Source organism: Pseudomonas farsensis, from assembly GCF_014268805.2.
In the GTDB taxonomy this organism is placed as follows: Bacteria; Pseudomonadota; Gammaproteobacteria; order Pseudomonadales; family Pseudomonadaceae; genus Aquipseudomonas; species Aquipseudomonas farsensis.
Genome location: NZ_JABWRF020000002.1, coordinates 1146803 through 1172072 on the forward strand (window position 1 = coordinate 1146803; position 25270 = coordinate 1172072).

22 protein-coding genes, 2 tRNA genes and 3 rRNA genes are annotated in these 25270 nt (G+C 60.1%); 18 read left to right on the forward strand and 9 right to left on the reverse strand.

Translation table 11 applies throughout. The features are described from left to right. The first annotated feature begins 413 nt into the window (after positions 1-413). The 7 genes from rpe (at position 414) to HU719_RS14425 (ending at position 6835) form a co-directional block, all read left to right on the forward strand. Positions 414-1088, forward strand: a complete 675-nt coding sequence (gene rpe / locus HU719_RS14395) for a ribulose-phosphate 3-epimerase (RefSeq protein ID WP_186522450.1) — start codon at positions 414-416, stop codon at positions 1086-1088. Beyond that, positions 1085-1903 (forward strand): phosphoglycolate phosphatase, encoded by an 819-nt coding sequence (locus HU719_RS14400; RefSeq protein WP_186537209.1) that lies wholly within the window; start codon positions 1085-1087, stop codon positions 1901-1903. Before rpe ends, HU719_RS14400 begins: the two co-directional genes overlap by 4 nt. A gap of 70 nt (positions 1904-1973) precedes the next feature. Continuing rightward, complete coding sequence (gene trpE, locus HU719_RS14405; RefSeq protein WP_186522452.1) at positions 1974-3455, forward strand: anthranilate synthase component I; 1482 nt, start codon at positions 1974-1976, stop codon at positions 3453-3455. Positions 3456-3529: 74 nt separating this feature from the next. Further along, positions 3530-4123, forward strand: coding sequence for an aminodeoxychorismate/anthranilate synthase component II (locus HU719_RS14410; RefSeq protein WP_186522453.1), 594 nt, complete (start codon positions 3530-3532; stop codon positions 4121-4123). 9 nt (positions 4124-4132) lie between these two features. Continuing rightward, complete coding sequence (gene trpD / locus HU719_RS14415; protein WP_186522454.1) at positions 4133-5182, forward strand: anthranilate phosphoribosyltransferase; 1050 nt, start codon at positions 4133-4135, stop codon at positions 5180-5182. Then, positions 5179-6012, forward strand: coding sequence for an indole-3-glycerol phosphate synthase TrpC (gene trpC / locus HU719_RS14420; protein WP_186537210.1), 834 nt, complete (start codon positions 5179-5181; stop codon positions 6010-6012). The genes trpD and trpC overlap by 4 nt, the downstream gene beginning before the upstream one ends. 118 nt (positions 6013-6130) lie before the next feature. Beyond that, positions 6131-6835 carry a lipoate--protein ligase family protein gene (locus tag HU719_RS14425; protein ID WP_186537211.1) on the forward strand — a complete coding sequence of 235 codons (705 nt, stop codon included), beginning with the start codon at positions 6131-6133 and terminating at the stop codon, positions 6833-6835. Here the strand turns inward: HU719_RS14425 and crp are convergent. Continuing rightward, positions 6832-7476, reverse strand: a complete 645-nt coding sequence (gene crp, locus HU719_RS14430; protein WP_186522457.1) for a cAMP-activated global transcriptional regulator CRP — start codon at positions 7474-7476, stop codon at positions 6832-6834. The genes HU719_RS14425 and crp overlap by 4 nt on opposite strands. Before the next feature lie 187 nt (positions 7477-7663). On the opposite strand from crp, the gene HU719_RS14435 reads away from it, so the two are divergent. Further along, positions 7664-8086 carry an OsmC family protein gene (locus HU719_RS14435; protein WP_186522458.1) on the forward strand — a complete coding sequence of 141 codons (423 nt, stop codon included), beginning with the start codon at positions 7664-7666 and terminating at the stop codon, positions 8084-8086. A gap of 24 nt (positions 8087-8110) precedes the next feature. On the opposite strand, the gene HU719_RS14440 is transcribed toward HU719_RS14435, so the two are convergent. From HU719_RS14440 to hemJ, 6 genes are all read right to left on the reverse strand, one after another. Next, positions 8111-8530, reverse strand: a complete 420-nt coding sequence (locus HU719_RS14440; RefSeq protein WP_186537212.1) for a hypothetical protein — start codon at positions 8528-8530, stop codon at positions 8111-8113. After that, positions 8527-9564 (reverse strand): DUF2157 domain-containing protein, encoded by a 1038-nt coding sequence (locus tag HU719_RS14445; RefSeq protein WP_186537213.1) that lies wholly within the window; start codon positions 9562-9564, stop codon positions 8527-8529. Before HU719_RS14445 ends, HU719_RS14440 begins: the two co-directional genes overlap by 4 nt. Positions 9565-9574: 10 nt before the next feature. Further along, entirely contained in the window at positions 9575-10222 is a 648-nt protein-coding gene (gene coq7, locus HU719_RS14450; protein WP_186522461.1) for a 2-polyprenyl-3-methyl-6-methoxy-1,4-benzoquinone monooxygenase, read from the reverse strand. A 66-nt stretch (positions 10223-10288) separates the two neighbouring features. Then, entirely contained in the window at positions 10289-10627 is a 339-nt protein-coding gene (locus tag HU719_RS14455; RefSeq protein WP_151925239.1) for a histidine triad nucleotide-binding protein, read from the reverse strand. 63 nt (positions 10628-10690) lie between these two features. After that, positions 10691-11473 carry an SDR family NAD(P)-dependent oxidoreductase gene (locus HU719_RS14460; protein ID WP_186537214.1) on the reverse strand — a complete coding sequence of 261 codons (783 nt, stop codon included), beginning with the start codon at positions 11471-11473 and terminating at the stop codon, positions 10691-10693. Between the two features lie 96 nt (positions 11474-11569). Then, positions 11570-11995, reverse strand: a complete 426-nt coding sequence (hemJ, locus tag HU719_RS14465) for a protoporphyrinogen oxidase HemJ (RefSeq protein ID WP_186522463.1) — start codon at positions 11993-11995, stop codon at positions 11570-11572. Between the two features lie 140 nt (positions 11996-12135). Between hemJ and argC the strand changes: the two genes are divergently transcribed. Together argC and erpA are read left to right on the forward strand one after the other, a co-directional pair. Then, positions 12136-13170: an N-acetyl-gamma-glutamyl-phosphate reductase gene (gene argC / locus HU719_RS14470; protein ID WP_186537215.1), complete on the forward strand. Its 1035-nt coding sequence runs from the start codon at positions 12136-12138 to the stop codon at positions 13168-13170. Positions 13171-13313: 143 nt separating this feature from the next. Continuing rightward, positions 13314-13664 (forward strand): iron-sulfur cluster insertion protein ErpA, encoded by a 351-nt coding sequence (erpA, locus tag HU719_RS14475; RefSeq protein ID WP_186522465.1) that lies wholly within the window; start codon positions 13314-13316, stop codon positions 13662-13664. A 74-nt stretch (positions 13665-13738) separates the two neighbouring features. On the opposite strand, the gene HU719_RS14480 is transcribed toward erpA, so the two are convergent. Further along, positions 13739-14830, reverse strand: coding sequence for an anhydro-N-acetylmuramic acid kinase (locus HU719_RS14480; RefSeq protein ID WP_186537216.1), 1092 nt, complete (start codon positions 14828-14830; stop codon positions 13739-13741). A gap of 4 nt (positions 14831-14834) precedes the next feature. Beyond that, positions 14835-16250 carry a peptidoglycan DD-metalloendopeptidase family protein gene (locus HU719_RS14485; protein ID WP_186537217.1) on the reverse strand — a complete coding sequence of 472 codons (1416 nt, stop codon included), beginning with the start codon at positions 16248-16250 and terminating at the stop codon, positions 14835-14837. A gap of 212 nt (positions 16251-16462) precedes the next feature. Here HU719_RS14485 and tyrS point away from each other — a divergent pair, with 212 nt between their 5' ends. The 8 genes from tyrS to HU719_RS14525 all read left to right on the forward strand — a co-directional run bounded on the left by tyrS (position 16463) and on the right by HU719_RS14525 (position 25265). Next, positions 16463-17662 carry a tyrosine--tRNA ligase gene (gene tyrS, locus HU719_RS14490; protein ID WP_186537218.1) on the forward strand — a complete coding sequence of 400 codons (1200 nt, stop codon included), beginning with the start codon at positions 16463-16465 and terminating at the stop codon, positions 17660-17662. 565 nt (positions 17663-18227) lie between these two features. Beyond that, a 16S ribosomal RNA gene (locus HU719_RS14495) occupies positions 18228-19764 on the forward strand. Positions 19765-19851: 87 nt separating this feature from the next. After that, a tRNA-Ile gene (locus HU719_RS14500) sits at positions 19852-19928 on the forward strand. A 23-nt stretch (positions 19929-19951) separates the two neighbouring features. After that, positions 19952-20027: transfer RNA gene (locus HU719_RS14505), tRNA-Ala, on the forward strand. Between the two features lie 242 nt (positions 20028-20269). Then, positions 20270-23163: ribosomal RNA gene (locus tag HU719_RS14510) — 23S ribosomal RNA — on the forward strand. 133 nt (positions 23164-23296) lie between these two features. Beyond that, positions 23297-23412 (forward strand): 5S ribosomal RNA (rrf, locus tag HU719_RS14515). The 16S, 23S and 5S rRNA genes sit together here with 2 tRNA genes alongside, the layout of an rRNA operon. A gap of 154 nt (positions 23413-23566) precedes the next feature. Further along, positions 23567-24526 (forward strand): bifunctional biotin--[acetyl-CoA-carboxylase] ligase/biotin operon repressor BirA, encoded by a 960-nt coding sequence (gene birA / locus HU719_RS14520; protein WP_186534692.1) that lies wholly within the window; start codon positions 23567-23569, stop codon positions 24524-24526. Next, on the forward strand, positions 24516-25265 hold the full coding sequence (locus tag HU719_RS14525; RefSeq protein ID WP_186534693.1) for a pantothenate kinase: 750 nt from the start codon (positions 24516-24518) through the stop codon (positions 25263-25265). Before birA ends, HU719_RS14525 begins: the two co-directional genes overlap by 11 nt. Positions 25266-25270: the final 5 nt, after the last annotated feature.

The following is a 25270-nucleotide window of genomic DNA, read 5'->3' on the forward strand; positions in this document are numbered from 1 at the left end:
AGCTCCCACAGAGGCCGCGCACAGCAGCAATACCGAGGTCTGGCCCAGATTCCTGTGGGAGACTCTATGGTTTTGTACAACCCTGTTTTCGCCAGCCATATCTCCTTGTGGCGAGCGGGCTTGCCCCGCGTTGGGCTGCGCAGCAGCCCCTTGGTTTTCAGGGCTGCTGCGCAGCCCAACGCGGGGCAAGCCCGCTCGCCACGACTCTCTATCATTTCCCTCAGGATTGGGTCCAACCAGCAATGTTGCGGTTGAGCACGGCCTGCGTCGGAGCTGGCGCCAGCCTGCGATGAGGCCAGGGCAGGCAGCATGAAAAATGTGGGGGCTGCCGCACACCCTTGATACCAATCAGCCCTCATCGCTTTGCCTGAGTTACAATGCGCGCCACCGTGATTCTGCCCAACAGGTGCGCCATGCAGCCCTACGCTATTGCCCCCTCCATCCTTTCTGCCGACTTCGCCCGCCTGGGCGCGGAAGTCGACAAGGTTCTGGCCGATGGGGCCGACATCGTTCACTTCGATGTCATGGACAACCACTATGTCCCCAACCTGACCATCGGCCCGATGGTCTGTACCGCCCTGCGCAAATACGGCGTCACCGCCCCTATCGACGTGCACCTGATGGTCAGCCCGGTCGATCGCATCATTGGCGACTTCATCGAAGCCGGCGCCACCTACATCACCTTCCACCCCGAAGCCAGCCAGCACATCGACCGCTCGCTGCAGTTGATCCGTGACGGCGGCTGCAAAGCCGGCCTGGTGTTCAACCCGGCCACCAGCCTGGATGCCCTGAAGTACGTGATGGACAAGGTCGACATGGTCCTGCTGATGAGCGTCAACCCAGGCTTTGGCGGGCAGAAGTTCATCCCCGGCACCCTCGACAAGCTGCGCGAAGCCCGCGCGCTGATCGATGCCAGTGGCCGCGACATTCGCCTCGAGATCGATGGCGGCGTCAACGTCGGCAACATCCGCGAAATCGCCGCCGCAGGCGCCGATACCTTCGTGGCCGGCTCGGCGATCTTCAACGCCCCGGACTACAAGGAAGTAATCGACAAAATGCGCGCCGAACTGGCTCTGGCCCGCCCATGAGCGGCTTCGAGCAGCTGTTCCCGGGGACGCTGCCCAGGCTGGTGATGTTCGATCTGGATGGCACCCTGATCGATTCAGTCCCTGACCTGGCCGTAGCTGTCGACCGCATGCTGCTCGAACTCGGGCGCCCGCCGGCCGGCCTTGACGCGGTGCGTCAGTGGGTTGGCAATGGCGCCCAGGTGCTGGTGCGTCGCGCCCTGGCCGGCAGCATCGACCACGACCAGGTCGATGACGAGCTGGCCGAGCGGGCGCTGGCGCTGTTCATGGAGGCCTATGCCCAAAGCCATGAGCACACCGTGGTCTACCCCGGTGTGCTCGACACCCTGCGCTGGCTGAGCAAGCAGGGCGTGGAGATGGCGCTGATCACCAACAAGCCTGAGCGCTTCGTTGCGCCGTTGCTCGACCAGATGAAAATCGGCCGGCATTTTCGCTGGATCATCGGTGGCGACACCCTGGCGCAGAAAAAACCCGACCCGGCGGCGCTGCTGTTTGTCATGCAAATGGCCGGCGTGGCGCCTGCCGAGGCGCTGTTCGTCGGCGATTCGCGCAGTGATGTGCTGGCGGCCAAGGCGGCCGGGGTGCAGTGCGTAGGGCTGAGCTATGGCTACAATCATGGCCGCCCAATCGCCGAAGAAGACCCCAACCTGGTGCTCAGTGACCTGCGCCTGCTGCTGCCTGGTTGCGTAGTCACCGACACTGGGATAACGTTGGCGGACCTTCAAGCCCCGCACAGCAGAGACAACGACGTGGTGGTTACCGGCAAATTCTGGATGAAAGTCATCAAGGCCCTGGCCCGTTGGCGCTGGCGCGCCTGACTGTTGCCCGCCGGCGCCTGCCGGCCCGTCCGCTTGCCTGACCCCATTGCTGCTTGCCACGAGGCTACCCATGACCCGCGAAGAATTCCTGCGCCTGGCCGCTGCCGGCTATAACCGCATCCCTTTGGCCTGTGAAACCCTGGCCGACTTCGACACGCCGCTGTCGATCTACCTGAAGCTTGCCGACCAACCCAACTCGTACCTGCTCGAATCCGTGCAGGGCGGCGAGAAATGGGGGCGCTACTCGATGATCGGCTTGCCATCGCGCACCGTATTGCGGGTGCATGGCTACCACGTCAGCATTTTGCAGGACGGCGTCGAGGTCGAAAGCCATGATGTAGAAGACCCGCTGGCCTTTGTCGAGGCGTTCAAGGACCGTTACAAAGTGGCCGATATCCCCGGCCTGCCGCGGTTCAATGGCGGGCTGGTCGGCTACTTCGGCTACGACTGCGTGCGCTATGTGGAAAAACGCCTTGGCGCTTGCCCCAACCCCGACCCGCTGGGCGTGCCCGATATCCTGCTGATGGTGTCGGATGCGGTGGTGGTGTTCGACAACCTGGCTGGCAAGATGCACGCCATCGTGCTGGCGGACCCAAGCGATGCCCAGGCCTTCGAACAGGGCCAGGCGCAACTGCAGGGCTTGCTTGAAAAGCTGCGCCAGCCGATTACCCCGCGCCGCGGCCTGGACCTCGGCGGCCCACAGGCGGCCGAGCCTGAGTTCCGCTCAAGCTACACCCGCGACGATTACGAAAACGCCGTTGGCCGCATCAAGGAATACATCCTGGCGGGCGACTGCATGCAAGTGGTGCCATCGCAGCGCATGTCGATCGACTTCGCCTCGGCGCCCATCGACCTGTACCGCGCCCTGCGTTGCTTCAACCCGACGCCGTACATGTACTTCTTCAATTTTGGCGACTTCCACGTGGTGGGCAGCTCGCCAGAAGTGCTGGTGCGTGTCGAGGATAACCTGGTCACCGTGCGCCCCATCGCCGGCACCCGCCCGCGTGGCGCTACCGAAGAGGCTGACCGCGCCCTGGAAGACGACCTGCTGTCCGACGACAAGGAAATCGCCGAGCACCTGATGCTGATCGACCTGGGCCGCAACGACGTTGGCCGGGTGTCGGCCACCGGCAGCGTGCGCCTGACCGAGAAGATGGTCATCGAGCGCTACTCCAACGTGATGCACATTGTGTCCAACGTCACCGGCCAGTTGCGCGAAGGGCTGACGGCCATGGATGCGCTGCGTGCGATTTTACCGGCCGGTACCCTGTCGGGTGCGCCGAAAATCCGCGCCATGGAAATCATCGACGAGCTGGAACCGGTCAAACGCGGCGTCTACGGTGGCGCCGTCGGCTACCTGGCCTGGAACGGCAACATGGATACCGCTATCGCCATCCGCACTGCGGTGATCAAGGACGGCGAGCTCCACGTGCAGGCCGGGGGCGGGATTGTCGCCGACTCGGTGCCGGCACTGGAGTGGGAAGAAACCATCAACAAGCGCCGGGCGATGTTCCGCGCGGTGGCCCTCGCCGAACAGACCGCCAAGGGCTGATCAGGCTGTGGTCCATGACCCGGGGGCCGAATCGGCGCCCGTGGATTCCCCCGTATTCAAGAGGTCCGTTCCACATGCTACTGATGATCGACAACTACGACTCCTTCACCTACAACGTCGTGCAATACCTCGGCGAGCTGGGTGCAGAGGTCAAGGTCATCCGCAATGACGAGATGACCATCGCGCAGATCGAAGCCCTCAACCCCGAGCGCATCGTGGTGTCCCCCGGCCCGTGCACGCCGAGTGAAGCGGGGGTGTCCATCGAGGCGATCCTGCACTTTGCTGGCAAACTGCCCATTCTTGGCGTGTGCCTGGGCCACCAATCCATCGGCCAGGCCTTTGGCGGCGACGTGGTGCGTGCGCGCCAGGTGATGCACGGCAAGACCAGCCCGGTGGTGCACCGCGACCTGGGCGTGTTCGAGGGGCTGAACAACCCACTGACCGTGACCCGCTACCATTCGCTGGTGGTCAAGCGCCAGACGCTGCCCGATTGCCTGGAAGTGACCGCCTGGACCGCCCACGCCGATGGCTCGGTCGACGAGATCATGGGGCTGCGCCACAAGACGCTGAATATAGAAGGGGTGCAGTTCCACCCCGAATCGATTCTTACCGAGCAGGGCCACGAGCTGTTCGCCAATTTCCTCAAGCAGACCGGCGGCCGCCGTTAAGGAACGAATATGGATATCAAGACTGCATTGAGCCGTATTGTCGGCCAGTTGGACCTGACCACCGAGGAAATGCGCGATGTGATGCGCCAGATCATGACCGGCCAATGCAGCGAGGCGCAGATCGGCGCCTTCCTGATGGGCATGCGCATGAAGAGCGAGAGCATCGACGAAATCGTCGGCGCGGTGTCGGTGATGCGCGAGCTGGCGGCCAAGGTCGAGCTCAAGAGCCTCGACGGGGTGGTCGACATTGTCGGCACCGGCGGCGATGGCGCCAACATTTTCAACGTTTCCACAGCTTCCGCATTCGTGCTGGCAGCTGCGGGCTGTACCGTTGCCAAGCATGGCAACCGCGCGGTCTCGGGCAAGAGCGGCAGCGCCGACCTGCTGGAAGCTGCTGGCATCTACCTGAACCTGACGCCGGTGCAGGTGGGCCGCTGTATCGATAGCCTGAACATCGGCTTCATGTTCGCCCAGACCCACCACAGCGCCATGAAATACGCCGCCGGCCCGCGCCGTGACCTGGGTCTGCGTACCCTGTTCAACATGCTCGGCCCGCTTACGAATCCGGCTGGGGTGAAGCACCAGGTGGTGGGCGTGTTCAGCCAGGCCCTGTGCCGCCCGCTGGCTGAGGTGCTGCAGCGCCTGGGCAGCAAGCATGTGCTGGTGGTGCATTCCAAAGATGGCCTGGACGAGTTCAGCCTGGCTGCGCCGACCTTTGTGGCCGAGCTGAAAAAAGGCGAAATCACCGAGTATTGGGTCGAGCCCGAAGACCTCGGCATGAAGAGCCAGAGCCTGCACGGGCTTGCGGTAGAAACCCCGCAGGCGTCGCTGGAACTGATTCGCGATGCACTGGGCCGGCGCAAGACCGAAAACGGCCAGAAGGCCGCCGAAATGATCGTGCTCAATGCCGGCGCTGCGTTGTACGCTGCCGACCATGCAATGACCCTGGCCCAGGGCGTTGAACTGGCCCACGATGTACTGCACACAGGGTTGGCCTGGGAAAAAATGCAGGAGCTGGGCGCCTTTACTGCGGTATTCAAGGTGGAGAACGAAGCATGAGTGTCCCGACGGTGCTGGAGAGGATCATCGCCCGCAAGTTCCAGGAAGTGGCAGAGCGCAGTGCGCGGGTCAGCCTGGCCGAGCTCGAGCGCCTGACACGTGCCGCCGATGCGCCACGGGGTTTTGCCAATGCGCTGATCGAGCAGGCCAAGCGCAAGAAGCCGGCAGTGATCGCCGAAATCAAGAAGGCCTCGCCAAGCAAGGGCGTGATCCGCGAAAACTTCGTGCCGGCCGAGATCGCCGTCAGTTACGAAAAGGGCGGGGCCACCTGCCTGTCGGTGCTGACCGATGTGGACTACTTCCAAGGGGCCGACGAGTACCTGCAGCAGGCCCGCGCTGCGGTATCGCTGCCGGTTATCCGCAAGGACTTCATGGTTGACCCGTACCAGATCATCGAAGCCCGCGCCTTGGGCGCCGACTGTGTGTTGCTGATCGTCTCGGCGCTGGATGACGTGAAAATGGCCGAGCTGGCCGCCACCGCCAAGGACGTCGGCCTCGATGTGCTGGTAGAAGTGCACGACGGCGATGAGCTGGAGCGGGCGTTGAAGACCCTTGATACCCCGTTGGTCGGCGTCAACAACCGCAACCTCCACACCTTCGATGTCAGCCTGGAAACCACCCTCGACCTGCTGCCGCGCATCCCGCGTGATCGCCTGGCCATTACCGAGAGTGGCATCCTCAACCGCGCAGACGTCGAGCTGATGGAAATCAACGACGTGTACTCGTTCCTGGTCGGTGAGGCATTCATGCGTGCCGAGCAGCCGGGGCTTGAGCTACAGCGGTTGTTCTTCCCAGAACTAATGAAGAAGACCGTTCAGCCACTGGACTGATCGAAACCAAGCCGGCCTGTGTGCCGGCTTTTTCATGCCCGTAGCGGCCGCATCGCGAGGCAAGCCCGCTCCCACGCAAAGCGATGCGGCCGCCACACCCAACATCACAGGTGGATCAATGACCGATCAACCCCTGGCCCTGACCGTCGAGCAGGGCTTGCAAGCCGAGCAGGATCTGCTGGCCGCCGTCTGCCGCGGCGAACGTGGCGCCGGCGTGCTGTTCTGGCGCCCCACCGACCATGCCCTGGTGATGCCGCGGCGCATGAGCCGGTTGGATAACTTCGAAGCCGCCTGCACCGAGCTTGCGATTGCCGGATGGCCAATACTGCTGCGCGAAACCGGCGGCGAGCCGGTGCCGCAATCCCCTGCCACGGTCAACGTGGCGTTGGTGTATGTAGCGCCGCGCAGCGAAGGTGATCATGGGCGCATCGAAAACGCCTACGAACGGCTATGCCTGCCGCTGTGCGATGTGCTGCGCGAGTGGGGTGGCGTGGCCTCGGTGGGCGAAATCGACGGCGCCTTCTGCGACGGCCGTTACAACGTCAACCTCAATGGCCGCAAACTGGTGGGCACCGCCCAGCGCTGGCGCCAGGGGCTAGGGGGCAAGCGGCCTGTGGTGCTGGTGCATGGCGCGCTGTTGCTGGACAACGAGCGTGAGTCGATGGTGGCGGCGGTCAACCGGTTCAACGAATGCTGCACGATTGAACAGCGCTGCCGCGCCGACAGCCACATCGCCCTGCACGAAGTGGCGCCTGCAGTGCCTTGGTTCGAGCGGCTGTCGCAGGCTTATGCGCAGGTAATCGCGGCGTTACCCGCCGATTAACGGGTGCCGTAGACCACCATGGTCTTGCCCTTGACCTGTACCAGGTTGCGTTCTTCGAGGTCTTTGAGGACGCGGCCGACCATCTCGCGTGAACACCCGACGATGCGCCCGATTTCCTGGCGGGTAATCTTGATTTGCATGCCGTCGGGGTGGGTCATGGCATCGGGCTGCTTGCATAGGTCAAGCAGGCAGCGCGCGACGCGCCCGGTGACATCGAAGAAGGCCAGGTCGCCGACCTTGCGCGTGGTGTTGCGCAGGCGCTGGGCCATCTGCGCGCCCAGAGCGTAGAGAATGTCCGGCTCCTGGCGGCCCAACTCGCGGAATTTGTCGTAGCTGATTTCAGCCACTTCGCATTCTGTCTTGGCCCGCACCCAGGCGCTGCGCTGGTGTTCCTGACCGACTGGCTCGAACAAGCCCAGCTCGCCGAAGAAATCGCCGCTGTTCAGATAGGCGATGATCATTTCGCGGCCATCATCGTCCTCGATCAGGATGGTGACCGAGCCTTTGATGATGAACGACAGGGTTTCGGCCCGGTCGCCTGCGCAGATGATATTGCTCTTGGCGGCATAGCGCCGGCGCTGGCAATGCGCCAGCAGCCTGTCGATGTTCTTGATCTTGGCGGGAAGGACTGGGGAGAACATCAGGAAATCCTGTTTGATGCTACGCAAGGGCTGTTAGGGCGCTGTCTGGCGGACCCGCCAGTCAATTGGCGCCAGCTTATCAGACGGCTCACCAAGTATCGGCATCAAAGCGCTGCGTCTTGAGCTTTTCCGACAGGCTCAACAGGTCTAAGCTGGCACCCTTTTACGAAATGTGGAGTCCGGGTAGATGAAGGCACGTATCCAGTGGGCCGGTGACGCGATGTTTCTCGGTGAGTCGGGTAGCGGCCATGTCGTGGTCATGGACGGCCCGCCCGAAGCAGGGGGGCGTAACCTTGGCGTGCGCCCCATGGAAATGCTCCTGCTCGGCCTTGGCGGTTGCAGCAGCTTCGACGTGGTCAGCATCCTGAAGAAGTCGCGCCAGGCAGTCGAAAGCTGCGAAGCCTTCCTTGAGGCCGAGCGCGCTGGCGAAGAGCCCAAGGTGTTCACCAAGATCCACCTCAACTTCGTGGTCAAGGGCCGTGGGTTGAAGGAAGCGCAGGTCAAGCGTGCCGTTGAACTGTCGGCCGAGAAATACTGCTCGGCGTCGATCATGCTTGAGCGCGCCGGGGTTGAAGTGACCCACGGTTACGAGATCGTCGAACTCGGCTGAGGGGTGACAGCGCCTGGCGGTTGGTCAGGCGCTGTAGCTACGCTCGGTCACTAGCAGCAATGCCAGGCCTGGGGCGAGTGCCACCAGTAGCCATGGCAGGTTGTAACCCAGCAAGCCGGCGATTTCTGCGCTGCTCCAGGTGTTGCCGAATGCATCGGCGAATAACAGGCATTGCAGCCATGCGGTCAGCGTGGCGCATAGCGCGAACCCTGCCAATAGCCAGTGGCGCTTGCTGAAGAAGCAGGCCAGAAGCACGAACAGCAGTTGCCCGGGCACGGTAAACAACAGCAGTTCGACCACGCTGCTGCCGTCGGGCGCGGCAACCTCGGGTAGCGCAAGGCTGAACGAGTGGCCGAAACCTGCACTCATCAAACAGACGAACAAATAGGCCACGGGGATCAGCCCCAGGCTCTGCAATGCGCGTATCGCCAGCCTGCGCATCATCGTTGCAGCGCCGGCAGCAGGCGCAACAGGCCTGCCGGCAAGGTGCTGCGCAAGCGGGTGCTTAGCGCCTCACGGCGTTTCTGGTACTGCATGCCCAAGGCAATCACGCCCAGGCCGATCACAGTCAGTACCAGCGGGAACAGCAATGAGTCGGCAAATACCTCGTAGGACAGATAACCGAGGTAGGCGGCCACGCCCATCGCACCAAACACCATGAATACCGGCCTGCGCAGCAGCACGGCCAGTGCCATCAGGCCCAGGTTGATCAGGCAGTAGAACAGCTTGCCCCACTCGCTGCCGCTGTCCATCAGGGTGAGCCCGCCCCAGAACGCAGCAAGCCCGGCCAGGTAACCCCAGAAGGCATAGTCGCGTTCGGTGCGGCCATCGACGCCGATGAAGACGGCCAGCAGGCCAAGGCCGAACCATAGCGACACGGTGCGGCGCTGCTCCCAACTGTACAGCCCGCCATGCAGCCATTCGGTCAGGTCCATGGACATGAACCACAACGCCACGGCTACCGGCATGACAATGAACGGAAACGGGATAAGCCGCAGCATCAGCAAACCCGCCAGCACGGTTGCCGCTTCCATCGCCAGCCAGCCGCCCTGCACGTAGGTGTAGTACTGCTGATAGTTGCTTTGCCCGTCGTCCATTGGCCACCAGCCGACCAGGCGCTGCAAGGCGAACACCGCCAGTGGCACGATACTGACCGCCACCGCGGCAAGCACCCCGGCCGCAATGGGTTGCTGGCGCCGTTGCAGGGCCAGGGCGTAGAGCGTAATGGCGATGATATAGAGCAACGCAACGGCCAGCAGCGCGACATCGCCGATGGTCATCCACGCCAGGGTCATCAGCCAGCCCATGGCGCCCATGATCAAAAGCGCGCCAAAGTAGAAGGCGACGTGGGCCAACTGGAAGCTGCTGGCGGTTTGCGGTTGCTGGCGCAGGAAGTCGAGCAGGGCGCGGTCCTGGCCGGGTTGCAGCACCCCGGCGCTCACCGCGCGTGCCAGATCCTTGGCGTTGAAGCGTTCCATGCAGTGCGCCTCAGATACGGTAGGTGCTCTTGGTCATGACCTTGGCCAGCAGGCTCATGCCAAAGCGCACCGGCGCCGGGAAACGGTAGCCGCCCGCTTCGAGGGCGGACTCGGCGTGGTGTTCTTCGTCGATGCGCATCTGTTCCAGAATGGCCCGCGACTTGCTGTCGTTGTCTGGCAGTTGCTCAAGGTGTTCGTCCAGGTGCTTGCACACTTGTTGCTCGGTGGCGGCGACGAAACCCAGGCTGACCTTGTCGCTGACCAGCCCGGCAAAGGCGCCGATGCCGAACGACAGGCCGTAGAACAGCGGGTTGAGCACGCTGGGGTGGCTGTTGAGCTGGCGAATCCGCTGCTCGCACCAGGCCAGGTGGTCGATTTCTTCTTCGGCGGCGTGCTCCATGGCCTTGCGTACCTGGGGCAGCTTGGCGGTCAACGCCTGGCCCTGGTACAGCGCCTGGGCGCAGACTTCACCGGTGTGGTTGATACGCATCAGGCCGGCAATGTGCCGCGACTGCTGCTCGTCGAGCTGGGCATCGGGCTGGATGATCGCCGGTGACGGGCGGGCAGGTTGGCCGCTGAAGGGCAGCAAGGTGCGCATGGCGGTATCGGCCTGCAGCAACAAGCGGTCGAGCGGCGAGTAGTGACGTTCGGTAGCCATCGGGCACCTCCGCTGAAGTGATGCCCGACAGTCTACCTCAAAGCCCGGGGCAGGGCTTGCCTTGGGTCAGCCCGGCGGCCAGTTCATCTGGCGCTGGCCAAGCACGTGCATGTGGATGTGGTAGACGGTCTGGCCGCCTTTTGGGTTGCAGTTCATGACCACACGGAAACCTTCCTCGCAGCCTTGCTCGACGGCCAGGCGCTGGGCGGTGAAGAGGATATGGCCGGCCAGGGCCTTGTCCTCTTCGGTCAGGTGGTTGAGGGTGGGGATGTGCTTTTTCGGGATGACCAGGAAATGAACCGGCGCCGCCGGGGCGATATCCTTGAAGGCCAGTATCTGGTCGTCTTCGTAGATGATATCTGCCGGGATTTCCCGGTTGATGATTTTGAGGAATAGATCGTCCACAGCACAGGCTCCAGAGTGAGTGTGAGCCCGAGTGTACTGAGCCGGGGGACGCTCGCCCAGTGCTTATTCCATGCCCGTCGGGCAATAGCGGCGGTGGATTACCCCGGCCAGTTTGCGGGCTAGCCAACGCGGCAGCAGGCGCGGGGCCGTGGCCAGCCAGCGGTTGCGCCGGCCAGGAATGATCAGCGCGCGGTTTTTATCCAATGCGCGCACGGTGTATAGCGCGACTTCCTCCGGGCTCAGGCTGTGGCGGGTGCGATCGAGCCTGGGGATGCGCCGCCTGGCCGAGCGAACCGGCCCAGGGCAGAGCACCGAGACCTTGATACCGGTGCGGCGCAGCTCTTCGCGCAGGGCTTCGCTGAAGCTCAGCACGTAGGCCTTGCTTGCGGCATAGGCGGCCATCCACGGGCCGGGTGCGACGCCGGCAAGGCCTGCGACATTGAGGATCTGCCCGCCGCCATGGATCGCCATCAGGTTGCCAATGGCATGACACAAGCGGCTCAGGGCGAGGATGTTGACCTCGAGCAGGTCTTGCTCGTCTGCCCACTCGTGGGCCAGAAACGGGCCGTAGGTGCGCTGCCCGGCGCAGTTGACCAGCAGGTCGATACGCCGCTCGCCTTCTTCAAGCTCCAGCACAAAACCGGACAAGCGCAGGGGTTGGCTGAGGTCGCAGGCACGCAGCAGCACCTCGACGCCAAAACGCTGGGCCAGTTCGATAGCGACCGGCTCCAGCGTTTCGCGCTGGCGTGCCACCAGGATCAGGTTGCGCCCGCGCCGCGCCAGTGCTTCCGCGAGGGCCAGGCCCAGGCCGCTGGAAGCGCCGGTAATCATGGCGTAACGGGTCATGCAAGGCTCCTGGGGCGTGGGGGGCGCCTAGTGTACAGGCTGGCGCTTTTGCTACAAGACGTTACCGGGGCGCGCGAACGCCAGGCCAGGCGGGCATTAGAACGGTTTGACCACCACCAGGATCGCGATGCCCAGCAGCAGCAGCACCGGCGCCTCGTTGAACCAGCGGTAGTACACATGGCTACGGGTGTTGGTGCCCGCGGCAAAGCGTTTGCGTTGCGCGCCGCAGATATGGTGGTAGACGGTCAGCAGCGCCACCAGGGTGAGCTTGGCATGCAGCCAGCCCTGGCTCAGCCAGCCGGGGTTGAGGTAGAGCATCCAGCCACCGAACACGTAGGTGGCGATCATGGCCGGGTTCATGATGCCGCGGTACAGCTTGCGCTCCATGGTAATGAAGCGATCCAGGCTGATGCTGTCCTGGCTTTGCGCGTGGTAGACGAACAGGCGGGGCAGGTAGAACAGGCCGGCGAACCAGCAGACCACGCTGACGATGTGCAGCGCTTTGATCCAGAGGTAGAGCATGTGGGGTTCCTTCAGGTTTTCACGGTTGTGCGAATAGTAGAGCCCAGCCGCCGAAGGGTCATGCGGATAGTTGTTACAGAGGCTTCGCCCCCCTATCATCGTGCGCTTTCCAGTCGGCTCGTTGATAAGGGGCAAGCGTTATGATCAAGGTCGGTATCGTCGGCGGCACGGGTTACACCGGTGTCGAACTGTTGCGTCTGCTGGCGCAGCACCCACAAGCCGAAGTGGCGGTCATCACCTCGCGCTCCGAAGCGGGCGTGGCAGTTGCCGACATGTACCCGAACCTGCGCGGCCACTACGACGGCCTGTGCTTCAGCGTGCCTGACAGCAAGGCGCTGGGTGCTTGCGACGTGGTGTTCTTCGCAACCCCGCACGGTGTCGCGCATGCCCTTGCCGGCGAGCTGCTGGCAGCCGGTACCAAGGTCATCGACCTGTCTGCCGACTTCCGCCTGCAGGACGCGGTGGAGTGGGGCAAGTGGTACGGCCAGCCCCATGGCGCGCCGGAGCTGCTGGCCGATGCGGTCTACGGCCTGCCTGAAGTCAACCGCGAAAAAATCCGCCAGGCGCGCCTGATTGCGGTGCCGGGTTGCTACCCGACCGCTACCCAGCTGGGTTTCCTGCCTCTGCTGGAGGCCGGCATTGCCGACCCATCGCGCCTCATCGCCGACTGCAAGTCCGGCGTCAGTGGCGCAGGCCGCGGTGCGGCGGTGGGTTCGCTGTTCTGCGAAGCCGGTGAAAGCATGAAAGCCTACGCCGTCAAAGGCCACCGCCACCTGCCGGAGATCAGCCAGGGCCTGCGCCTGGCTGCCGGCAAGGACATCGGCCTGACCTTCGTGCCGCACCTGACGCCGATGATCCGTGGCATCCACGCCACGCTGTACGCCAATGTGGTGGATACTTCGGTAGACCTGCAGGCACTGTTCGAAAAGCGCTACGCCAACGAGCCGTTCGTCGACGTAATGCCTGCCGGCAGCCACCCGGAAACCCGCAGTGTGCGCGGCGCCAACGTCTGCCGTATCGCGGTGCACCGCCCGCAAGGGGGTGACCTGGTGGTGGTGCTGTCGGTCATCGACAACCTGGTCAAAGGCGCGTCGGGGCAGGCGGTACAGAACCTCAACATCCTCTTCGGCCTGGATGAGCGTATGGGCCTGTCCCACGCAGGCTTGCTGCCGTAAGGCAGCCGTTGGCTGCAAGCAGGCGTCGCGCGTTTGCTTGCAGCTAGTCACTTGCAGCTTTCGTATTGTTGACCAATTTTCTCGGACAAGCGGATAATACGCCCCATCGAGTTTTAAGGCGGCACTGCGCCGGGAGAGTCAACATGAGCGTCGAAACCTTCACCCCCACGGCTTTGGAGTTCACCCCAGGTGCTGCGCACAAGGTGAAGACCCTGGTCAGCGAAGAGGGCAACGATCGCCTGAAGCTGCGCGTGTTCGTGACGGGCGGCGGCTGCTCGGGCTTTCAGTACGGCTTCACCTTCGATGAAGACGTCGCCGAAGATGACACCATCGTTGAGCGCGAAGGCGTCGCACTGGTGGTCGACCCGATGAGTTATCAGTATCTGGCCGGCGCCGAGGTGGACTACCAGGAAGGCCTCGAAGGCTCGCGTTTCGTGATCAAGAACCCGAATGCCACCACCACCTGCGGGTGTGGTTCTTCGTTCTCGATCTGATTGCCATGCCGTCATGCAAAACGCCGCGCTAATTGCGCGGCGTTTTGCATTCTGTGGCTTGGTTCAGACTTGCTTCAGGCTGGGTAGATGGCGCCCAGTACACGCAGGCCCTTGGCGGCGGTCACGCTTGGGCGGTTGGCCGGGATACCTTCGAGGCAGCAGTGCGCCAGCCAGGCGAAGGCCATGCCCTCTACCCAGTCCGGGTCGATGCCGTGCGCTGCGGTGCTGGATACCTTGGCCGTGGGCAGCAATTGCGCAAGCCGAGCCATCAGTGCGCCGTTGCGCGCGCCACCACCGCACACCAGTACCGCTTCGCTGCCTTTCTGGGCTTGGCAGAGCGAATCAACGATGCTGCGCGCGGTGAGTTCCAGCAGGGTGGCTTGGACATCTTCGTCGCGGTGCTGCGGCAGGCGGGCGAGGTGCGCATCCAGCCAGGGCAGGTTGAATACCTCCCGGCCAGTGCTCTTTGGGCCGCTGCCGGCGAAGAATGGGTCGCCGAGCAGGGCTTGCAGCAGCCCTTGCTGAACGGTGCCAGTAGCTGCCCATGCACCGTTGGCGTCATACGCCTGGCCGCGCTTGCGTTCGACCCAGGCATCGAGCAGCACATTGCCCGGGCCGCAGTCGAAACCATGCACCGGCTTGTCTTGCTCGATCAGGCTGAGGTTGCTGAAGCCGCCGATGTTCAGCACGGCCAGGCGCTGGCCCAGGTGGGCGAACAACGCCTCGTGAAACGCCGGGACCAGCGGTGCACCTTGGCCAGCGGCCGCGACGTCACGCCGGCGGAAATCGCCGACCACGCAAATACCGGTCTGCTCTGCGAGCAGGGCAGGGTTGCCAATCTGGACGGTAAAACCACGGGCGGGTTCGTGGCGAATGGTCTGGCCATGGCTGCCGATGGCGCGAATCGCCTCGGGCGCCAGGCCTTGCTCGGCCAATAGATGCTTGATGCCATCGGCAGCCAGGGCTGCCCAGCGGTTTTCCGCAACGGCGGCGCGCGCGATCTCGTCAGGGCCACTTGCACAGAGAGCAAGCAGTGCCTGGCGCAGGTCGGCGGGCATGGGGATGTAGTGGGTGGCGAGCAACTCAAGCTGCTCGCCTTGATCGATCAGGGCGATGTCCAGCCCATCAAGGCTGGTGCCGGACATTACCCCCAAGTAGAGCGCCATCGGCTCAGCGCTTGTTCGCGGCGAGCAGGGTGGCCTTTTCCTGATCCATACGTGCGATCAGCGGCTGGCTCTGCTGGTTGAAGCGGGCGCGCTCGGCCTTGGCGATGGGGTCGGCCATCGGCACTTTCTGGCTCAGCGGGTCGACGTGCACGCCGTTGACCTGGAACTCGTAGTGCAAGTGAGGGCCGGTGGACAGGCCGGTGGTACCGATATAGCCGATGACCTGGCCCTGCTTGACCGTGCCGCCGGTCTTGATGCCTTTGGCAAAGCCTTGCATGTGGCCGTAGAGGGTCTTGTACGAGTTGCCATGGGCGATGACTACGGTGTTGCCGTAGCCGCCGCGGCGACCGGCCAGCTCGATGCGGCCATCACCAGCCGCCTTGATCGGCGTGCCGCGCGGGGCGGCGTAGTCGACGCCTTTGTGGGCGCGGATCTTGTTCAGGATCGGGTGCTTGCGGCCGGCCGAGAAGCGCGAGCTGATGCGAGCGAAGTCTACCGGGGTACGGATGAACGCCTTGCGCAGGCTGTTGCCGTCGGCGGTGTAGTAATTGGTGTTGCCTTGCTTGTTGGTGTAACGCACGGCGGTGTAGGTTTTGCCGCGGTTGGTGAAGCGCGCGGAAAGGATGTTGCCGGTGCCGACCACCTTGCCGTCCATCATCTTCTGTTCATAGACCACGTCGAATTCATCGCCCGGGCGGATGTCCTGAGCGAAGTCGATGTCGTAACCGAGGATGCGCGCCATGTCCATGGTCATGCTGTGAGACAGGCCGGCACGCTGCGCGGAGGCCGACAGCGAGCTTTTGATCACGCCATGGGCGTAGGCGGTGCGCACGACAGGCTTGCTGACCTCACGGTCGAAGCTGTAGCCCTTGTCGCTGCGGGTCAGGCGAATGGTTTCGAGGTTGCTGACTTTGCTGTGCAGGCTGGCCAGTTGGCCGTCTTTATCCAGTTCGAACTGCAGGACCTGGCCGTGCTTGAGCTGGCTGAACTGGCGCGCTTGCTTGTTGCTGGCCAGCACGTCGTGGACAACGTTGGCTGGCAGGCCGACCTTGTTGAACAGGGTGGAGAGCGTGTCGCCGCGAGCGACCACCACTTCACGGTGGCCGGGTGCTTTTTCTTCTTGCTTGGCAACGCTGGCAGGCTGGGTGTTGCCTTCGGCGGTGCTGGCTTGCTCACCCTCGATCTGGGCGAACGGTGAACCGGCGTTCTGTTCGGCTTGCACCAGCGGCGCTGTGCGGGATTCTTCTTTGAGCTGCTCGGCTGGGGATTCCAGCTCGAGGTTAAGGGTGGTTTTCTTGGCTTCCACTTCGCTGGAAGGGAATACCAGAAGGGCCAGGCTGAGCAGGGCGGCGATGCCGCTTGCGGCCAGCAGATGGCTCTTCGGATAAAGCGGCGGCGCTTTAGGCGTGTCGTTGGTCATAGGTGAGGTGACTTTGAAAAAGTGAAATGGAAAAGATGAATGACATGATGAAGATGAAATAACTGTATAAAATATAACCAAATCCATTCTCACGCAAGGGCGCGTAGACGTTTCCTTGCCTCGCTCGGGTCACATTCCGTTGCGAAACTTGTATTTGATGGCCGATCTTGTATGGTTGGCTCCCCTTGAATCTGAGCCTTGCGGGTCTGTCTATGAAGTCGGTTGAAGAGCAGCTGGCGCTTATCAAGCGCGGTGCGGAAGAGGTACTGGTCGAGTCGGAACTGGTGGAGAAGCTCAAGCGCGGCCAACCACTGCGTATTAAAGCGGGCTTCGACCCTACCGCGCCTGATCTGCACCTTGGTCACACGGTGCTGATCAACAAGCTGCGCCAGTTCCAGGAGCTGGGCCATCAGGTCATCTTCCTGATTGGTGACTTCACCGGCATGATCGGTGACCCGAGCGGCAAGAGCGCCACGCGCCCGCCGCTGACCCGCGAGCAGGTGCTGGATAACGCCGAGACCTATAAACAGCAGGTGTTCAAGATTCTCGACCCGGCCAAGACCGAGGTTGCGTTCAACTCCACCTGGATGGACACGCTAAGCCCGGCCGACTTCATTCGCCTGGCGTCGCAGTACACCGTTGCTCGCATGCTTGAGCGCGACGACTTCGACAAGCGTTACACCACCAATCAGCCTATCGCCATTCACGAGTTCCTCTATCCGCTGGTGCAGGGTTACGATTCTGTGGCGCTGAAGGCTGATGTCGAGCTGGGTGGTACCGACCAGAAATTCAACCTGCTGATGGGGCGTGAGCTGCAGCGCGCCTACGGCCAGGAAGCACAGAACATCGTCACCATGCCACTGCTCGAAGGGCTCGATGGCGTGAAGAAGATGTCCAAGTCGCTGGGTAATTATGTCGGCATCCAGGAAGCGCCGGGTGTGATGTACAGCAAGCTGGTGTCGATCCCCGACACGCTGATGTGGCGTTACTTCGAGCTGCTGAGCTTCCGCTCCATGGAAGAGATTGACCAGTTCCGTGCTGACGTTGCTGCGGGTGCCAACCCGCGTGATATCAAGATCAAGCTGGCTGAGGAAATCGTTGCTCGTTTTCATGGTGACGAGGCTGCGGCCAATGCACATCGCGCAGCCGGTAACCGTATGAAGGATGGCGAGCTGCCGGAAGACTTGCCGGAGGTTGAGCTGGCTGGCGCTGACGCCATGCCGATCGCCGCAATCCTTAACCAGGCGGGCCTTGTGAAAAACTCGGCGGCTGCGCGCGACCTGCTGGGTGCGGGTAGCGTGAAAGTGGATGGGGAAGTTGTTGAGCGCGGCTTCATGTTCGCTGTTGGCGCAACCCATGTGGTGCAGGCTGGTAAAAAGGCCTTTGCGCGGATCACCCTTAAAGCCGAGTAAGGCTCCCTCTATATATAGAGGCGAGTAAAAGCGGGGAGGCCAAACGGCCTCCCCGCTTTGTTTTCGCTTATATTTCGGTTTCTTGAAATAAAGGGTTGACGCCGTTTCAGATCCCCTTATAATGCGCCCCACTTCCAGCGACAACGGAACGCGAAACTCCTTGAGAATCAACGAGTTAAGCGAAACGAAAGGTCCTGGTGGTGCTTCGGTCTTCTGATCGGCAGCGGTAAAAAAGGTGGTTGACAGCAGGTTGTAACGCTGTAGAATTCGCCTCCCGCTACGAGAGATCGCAGCGAGTTAAGCGTTTGAAGTTGAACGAAAAACTTCAAAATAAACGCTTGACAGCAGATGAGGAAAGCGTAGAATGCGCGCCTCGGTTGAGACGAAAAGCTCTTAACCAACCGCTCTTTAACAAATTGAATCAAGCAATTCGTGTGGGTGCTTGTGAGTACGGTTTGATAGTCGCAAAGATTATCAGCATCACAAGTGGCCACATGAGAAATCATAGTAGTCATTTGAGATTGCTGAGCCAAGTTTAGGGTTTCTTAAAAACCCAAGCAGTATTGAACTGAAGAGTTTGATCATGGCTCAGATTGAACGCTGGCGGCAGGCCTAACACATGCAAGTCGAGCGGATGAGAAGAGCTTGCTCTTCGATTCAGCGGCGGACGGGTGAGTAATGCCTAGGAATCTGCCTGGTAGTGGGGGACAACGTTTCGAAAGGAACGCTAATACCGCATACGTCCTACGGGAGAAAGCAGGGGACCTTCGGGCCTTGCGCTATCAGATGAGCCTAGGTCGGATTAGCTAGTTGGTGAGGTAATGGCTCACCAAGGCGACGATCCGTAACTGGTCTGAGAGGATGATCAGTCACACTGGAACTGAGACACGGTCCAGACTCCTACGGGAGGCAGCAGTGGGGAATATTGGACAATGGGCGAAAGCCTGATCCAGCCATGCCGCGTGTGTGAAGAAGGTCTTCGGATTGTAAAGCACTTTAAGTTGGGAGGAAGGGCAGTAAGCGAATACCTTGCTGTTTTGACGTTACCGACAGAATAAGCACCGGCTAACTCTGTGCCAGCAGCCGCGGTAATACAGAGGGTGCAAGCGTTAATCGGAATTACTGGGCGTAAAGCGCGCGTAGGTGGTTTGTTAAGTTGAATGTGAAAGCCCCGGGCTCAACCTGGGAACTGCATCCAAAACTGGCAAGCTAGAGTATGGTAGAGGGTGGTGGAATTTCCTGTGTAGCGGTGAAATGCGTAGATATAGGAAGGAACACCAGTGGCGAAGGCGACCACCTGGACTAATACTGACACTGAGGTGCGAAAGCGTGGGGAGCAAACAGGATTAGATACCCTGGTAGTCCACGCCGTAAACGATGTCAACTAGCCGTTGGAATCCTTGAGATTTTAGTGGCGCAGCTAACGCATTAAGTTGACCGCCTGGGGAGTACGGCCGCAAGGTTAAAACTCAAATGAATTGACGGGGGCCCGCACAAGCGGTGGAGCATGTGGTTTAATTCGAAGCAACGCGAAGAACCTTACCAGGCCTTGACATGCAGAGAACTTTCCAGAGATGGATTGGTGCCTTCGGGAGCTCTGACACAGGTGCTGCATGGCTGTCGTCAGCTCGTGTCGTGAGATGTTGGGTTAAGTCCCGTAACGAGCGCAACCCTTGTCCTTAGTTACCAGCACGTAATGGTGGGCACTCTAAGGAGACTGCCGGTGACAAACCGGAGGAAGGTGGGGATGACGTCAAGTCATCATGGCCCTTACGGCCTGGGCTACACACGTGCTACAATGGTCGGTACAGAGGGTTGCCAAGCCGCGAGGTGGAGCTAATCTCACAAAACCGATCGTAGTCCGGATCGCAGTCTGCAACTCGACTGCGTGAAGTCGGAATCGCTAGTAATCGCGAATCAGAATGTCGCGGTGAATACGTTCCCGGGCCTTGTACACACCGCCCGTCACACCATGGGAGTGGGTTGCACCAGAAGTAGCTAGTCTAACCTTCGGGAGGACGGTTACCACGGTGTGATTCATGACTGGGGTGAAGTCGTAACAAGGTAGCCGTAGGGGAACCTGCGGCTGGATCACCTCCTTAATCGAAGACATCAGCCTGCTGATGAGCTCCCACACGAATTGCTTGATTCATTGTGTAAAGACGATGCTGTAAACGCGACCCTGTTATAGGTCTGTAGCTCAGTTGGTTAGAGCGCACCCCTGATAAGGGTGAGGTCGGCAGTTCAAATCTGCCCAGACCTACCAATTACCTGGTGCACTGGTCAAATGGGGCCATAGCTCAGCTGGGAGAGCGCCTGCCTTGCACGCAGGAGGTCAGCGGTTCGATCCCGCTTGGCTCCACCACTCTTCAGGTTTCGCAGCACTGTCCAGAACTTAGAAATGAACATTCGTTGATGAATGTTGATTTCTGACTTTTGTCAGATCGTTCTTTAAAAATTCGGATATGTGATAGAAATAGACTGAACACCAGTTTCACTGCTGGTGGATCAGGCTAAGGTAAAATTTGTGTGTAGCGCTGTAAAGCGCAAAGCGAATTTTCGGCGAATGTCGTCTTCACAGTATAACCAGATTGCTTGGGGTTATATGGTCAAGTGAAGAAGCGCATACGGTGGATGCCTTGGCAGTCAGAGGCGATGAAAGACGTGGTAGCCTGCGATAAGCTTTGGGGAGTCGGCAAACAGACTGTGATCCAGAGATCTCTGAATGGGGGAACCCACTCAGCATAAGCTGAGTATCTTGTACTGAATACATAGGTGCAAGAGGCGAACCAGGGGAACTGAAACATCTAAGTACCCTGAGGAAAAGAAATCAACCGAGATTCCCTTAGTAGTGGCGAGCGAACGGGGACCAGCCCTTAAGCTGGTTTGAGATTAGTGGAACGCTCTGGAAAGTGCGGCCATAGTGGGTGATAGCCCCGTACACGAAAATCTCTTGCCAGTGAAATCGAGTAGGACGGAGCACGAGAAACTTTGTCTGAACATGGGGGGACCATCCTCCAAGGCTAAATACTACTGACTGACCGATAGTGAACTAGTACCGTGAGGGAAAGGCGAAAAGAACCCCGGAGAGGGGAGTGAAATAGATCCTGAAACCGTATGCGTACAAGCAGTGGGAGCCTACTTTGTTAGGTGACTGCGTACCTTTTGTATAATGGGTCAGCGACTTATATTCAGTGGCGAGCTTAACCGAATAGGGGAGGCGTAGCGAAAGCGAGTCTTAATAGGGCGCTTTAGTCGCTGGGTATAGACCCGAAACCGGGCGATCTATCCATGGGCAGGTTGAAGGTTAGGTAACACTGACTGGAGGACCGAACCGACTACCGTTGAAAAGTTAGCGGATGACCTGTGGATCGGAGTGAAAGGCTAATCAAGCTCGGAGATAGCTGGTTCTCCTCGAAAGCTATTTAGGTAGCGCCTCATGTATCACTGTAGGGGGTAGAGCACTGTTTCGGCTAGGGGGTCATCCCGACTTACCAAACCGATGCAAACTCCGAATACCTACAAGTGCCGAGCATGGGAGACACACGGCGGGTGCTAACGTCCGTCGTGAAAAGGGAAACAACCCAGACCGTCAGCTAAGGTCCCAAAGTCATGGTTAAGTGGGAAACGATGTGGGAAGGCTTAGACAGCTAGGAGGTTGGCTTAGAAGCAGCCACCCTTTAAAGAAAGCGTAATAGCTCACTAGTCGAGTCGGCCTGCGCGGAAGATGTAACGGGGCTCAAACCATGCACCGAAGCTACGGGTATCATCTTATGATGATGCGGTAGAGGAGCGTTCTGTAAGCCTGTGAAGGTGAGTTGAGAAGCTTGCTGGAGGTATCAGAAGTGCGAATGCTGACATGAGTAACGACAATGGGAGTGAAAAACTCCCACGCCGAAAGACCAAGGTTTCCTGCGCAACGTTAATCGACGCAGGGTTAGTCGGTCCCTAAGGCGAGGCTGAAAAGCGTAGTCGATGGAAAACAGGTTAATATTCCTGTACTTCTAGTTATTGCGATGGAGGGACGGAGAAGGCTAGGCCAGCTTGGCGTTGGTTGTCCAAGTTTAAGGTGGTAGGCTGAGATCTTAGGCAAATCCGGGATCTCAAGGCCGAGAGCTGATGACGAGTGCTCATTAGAGCGCGAAGTGGTTGATGCCATGCTTCCAAGAAAAGCTCCTAAGCTTCAGATAACTAGGAACCGTACCCCAAACCGACACAGGTGGTTAGGTAGAGAATACCAAGGCGCTTGAGAGAACTCGGGTGAAGGAACTAGGCAAAATGGCACCGTAACTTCGGGAGAAGGTGCGCCGGCGAGGGTCAAGGACTTGCTCCGTAAGCCCATGCCGGTCGAAGATACCAGGCCGCTGCGACTGTTTATTAAAAACACAGCACTCTGCAAACACGAAAGTGGACGTATAGGGTGTGACGCCTGCCCGGTGCCGGAAGGTTAATTGATGGGGTTAGCGCAAGCGAAGCTCTTGATCGAAGCCCCGGTAAACGGCGGCCGTAACTATAACGGTCCTAAGGTAGCGAAATTCCTTGTCGGGTAAGTTCCGACCTGCACGAATGGCGTAACGATGGCGGCGCTGTCTCCACCCGAGACTCAGTGAAATTGAAATCGCTGTGAAGATGCAGTGTATCCGCGGCTAGACGGAAAGACCCCGTGAACCTTTACTATAGCTTTGCACTGGACTTTGAGCTTGCTTGTGTAGGATAGGTGGGAGGCTTTGAAGTGGGGACGCCAGTTCTCATGGAGCCATCCTTGAAATACCACCCTGGCAACCTTGAGGTTCTAACTCAGGTCCGTTATCCGGATCGAGGACAGTGTATGGTGGGTAGTTTGACTGGGGCGGTCTCCTCCCAAAGAGTAACGGAGGAGTACGAAGGTGCGCTCAGACCGGTCGGAAATCGGTCGTAGAGTATAAAGGCAAAAGCGCGCTTGACTGCGAGACAAACACGTCGAGCAGGTACGAAAGTAGGTCTTAGTGATCCGGTGGTTCTGTATGGAAGGGCCATCGCTCAACGGATAAAAGGTACTCCGGGGATAACAGGCTGATACCGCCCAAGAGTTCATATCGACGGCGGTGTTTGGCACCTCGATGTCGGCTCATCACATCCTGGGGCTGAAGCCGGTCCCAAGGGTATGGCTGTTCGCCATTTAAAGTGGTACGCGAGCTGGGTTTAGAACGTCGTGAGACAGTTCGGTCCCTATCTGCCGTGGACGTTTGAGATTTGAGAGGGGCTGCTCCTAGTACGAGAGGACCGGAGTGGACGAACCTCTGGTGTTCCGGTTGTCACGCCAGTGGCATTGCCGGGTAGCTATGTTCGGAAGAGATAACCGCTGAAAGCATCTAAGCGGGAAACTTGCCTCAAGATGAGATCTCACTGGGATCTTGAATCCCCTAAAGGGCCGTCGAAGACTACGACGTTGATAGGTTGGGTGTGTAAGCGCTGTGAGGCGTTGAGCTAACCAATACTAATTGCCCGTGAGGCTTGACCATATAACACCCAAGCAATTTGCGCGTAAGCCGAATTGTGGTGGTGAAGACGCATGAACCGAAAGTTCGCGGCACACACAAATCACATATCCGAATTCGCTGGGCTGTTCATCTGAACGGACTGGCTACCGAATTTCTTGACGACCATAGAGCATTGGAACCACCTGATCCCATCCCGAACTCAGTAGTGAAACGATGCATCGCCGATGGTAGTGTGGGGTTTCCCCATGTGAGAGTAGGTCATCGTCAAGATTCATTTCGCAAAACCCCTATCTGCGCATGCAGGTAGGGGTTTTGTCTTTATGGCGATTAAAGCGCTGCAACGCTTGTTGCCGCAGGGCCCTTTTCCTATGCAAGGCCGAAGGCCGTGGCTATCATGCCAGCCTTATTCCAAGTCGAGACTGGCATGCTGAAGTTGTTGAACCTCCTCAAGGATGGCCGGTTCCATTCCGGTGAAGCCCTGGGGGCTACGCTCGGGGTGAGTCGCAGCGCCGTCTGGAAGCAGCTGCAGCACCTTGAGAGTGAGCTGAACCTGACCATTCACAAGGTGCGCGGCCGCGGCTATCAATTGGCGGTGCCACTTAACCTGCTCGATGCAGAAGCAATTGCTGGTTTTGAGTTGGGCGTACAATGGCCGACATTCATTCAGCAATCCTTGGATTCGACCAATGCCGAAGGCCTGCGCCTGGCAACTGCTGGCCAGGCGGCGCCTTTCGTCGTGCTAGCCGAGCGCCAGACTGCTGGCCGTGGCCGGCGTGGTCGACAATGGGTGAGTCCGTTTGCCGAAAACCTCTATTACAGCCTGGTGCTGCGTGTCGAAGGCGGCATGCGTCAGCTCGAGGGGCTCAGCCTGATAGTCGGGCTCGCGGTGATGCGTACACTTCAGGCGTTCGGGCTGTCCGGTGTCGGCCTCAAGTGGCCCAACGATGTGCTGGTCAATGGTAAGAAAATCACCGGGATTTTGCTGGAGCTGGTGGGTGACCCTGCTGATGTTTGTCACGTGGTGCTGGGTATTGGTATCAATGTGAACATGCAGATGAACGATGACATTGATCAGTTGTGGGCTTCCATGCGCAGCGAGACGGGCCAGCCCATTGATCGCAACCATCTGGTAGCGGTGCTGAATCAGCAACTGCAGCACGAGCTGGCTCGTCATGCTCGTTACGGTTTCGCCGCATTCCAGGAAGAGTGGGAGCAGGCGCACCTCTGGCAGGGCCGCCCTGTTTCTCTGGTCGCCGGCTCCACCCGCATAGACGGTGTGGCGCGCGGTGTGGATGGTCAAGGTGCTTTGCGCCTTGAGGTAGATGGTGTTGAAAAGAGCTACAGCGGTGGTGAGCTCAGCCTGAGGTTGCGTGATGATTCTTGAGCTCGATTGTGGAAACAGCTTTATCAAGTGGCGTGTCATTCACGCGGTAGATGCCGTGATTGCCGGTGGCGGTATTGTTGATTCCGATCAAGCGCTGCTTGCCGAAATTGCTGCTGTGCAAGGCTTGCGGCTTACCGGTGCGCGAATGGTCAGTGTGCGTAGCGAGGATGAAACCGAAGCCTTGTGTCGGCTGCTAGGTGATACCTTCGCCATCCAGGTACACGTTGCACAACCGGCAAAGGCGATGGCCGGCGTCATAAATGGCTATGAAGATCATCTTCGCCTCGGCATGGACCGCTGGCTTGCCGCCTTGGGTGCGTACCACCTGGCTAAAGGCGCGTGCCTGGTGATTGATCTGGGCACCGCGGGCAAGGCCGACTTCGTCGCAACTGATGGCGAGCATTTGGGCGGATACATCTGCCCGGGCATGCCGCTGATGCGTAGCCAACTGCGTACCCATACGCGGCGCATACGTTATGACGACGCATCCGCCGAGCGGGCGCTTGGCAGCCTTGCGCCTGGGCGCTCCACTGTCGAGGCGGTCGAGCGTGGCTGCGTGCTGATGCTTCAGGGGTTTGCGCGTATCCAGATCGAGCAGGCGAGGGCGCTATGGGGTGATGACTTCACCGTTTTCCTGACTGGTGGCGATGCGCCTTTGGTGCGCGATGCTGCGCCCCAGGCGAGGATCGTGCCCGACCTGGTATTCGTTGGCTTGGCCATGGCCTGCCCATTGAACTGAGGTGT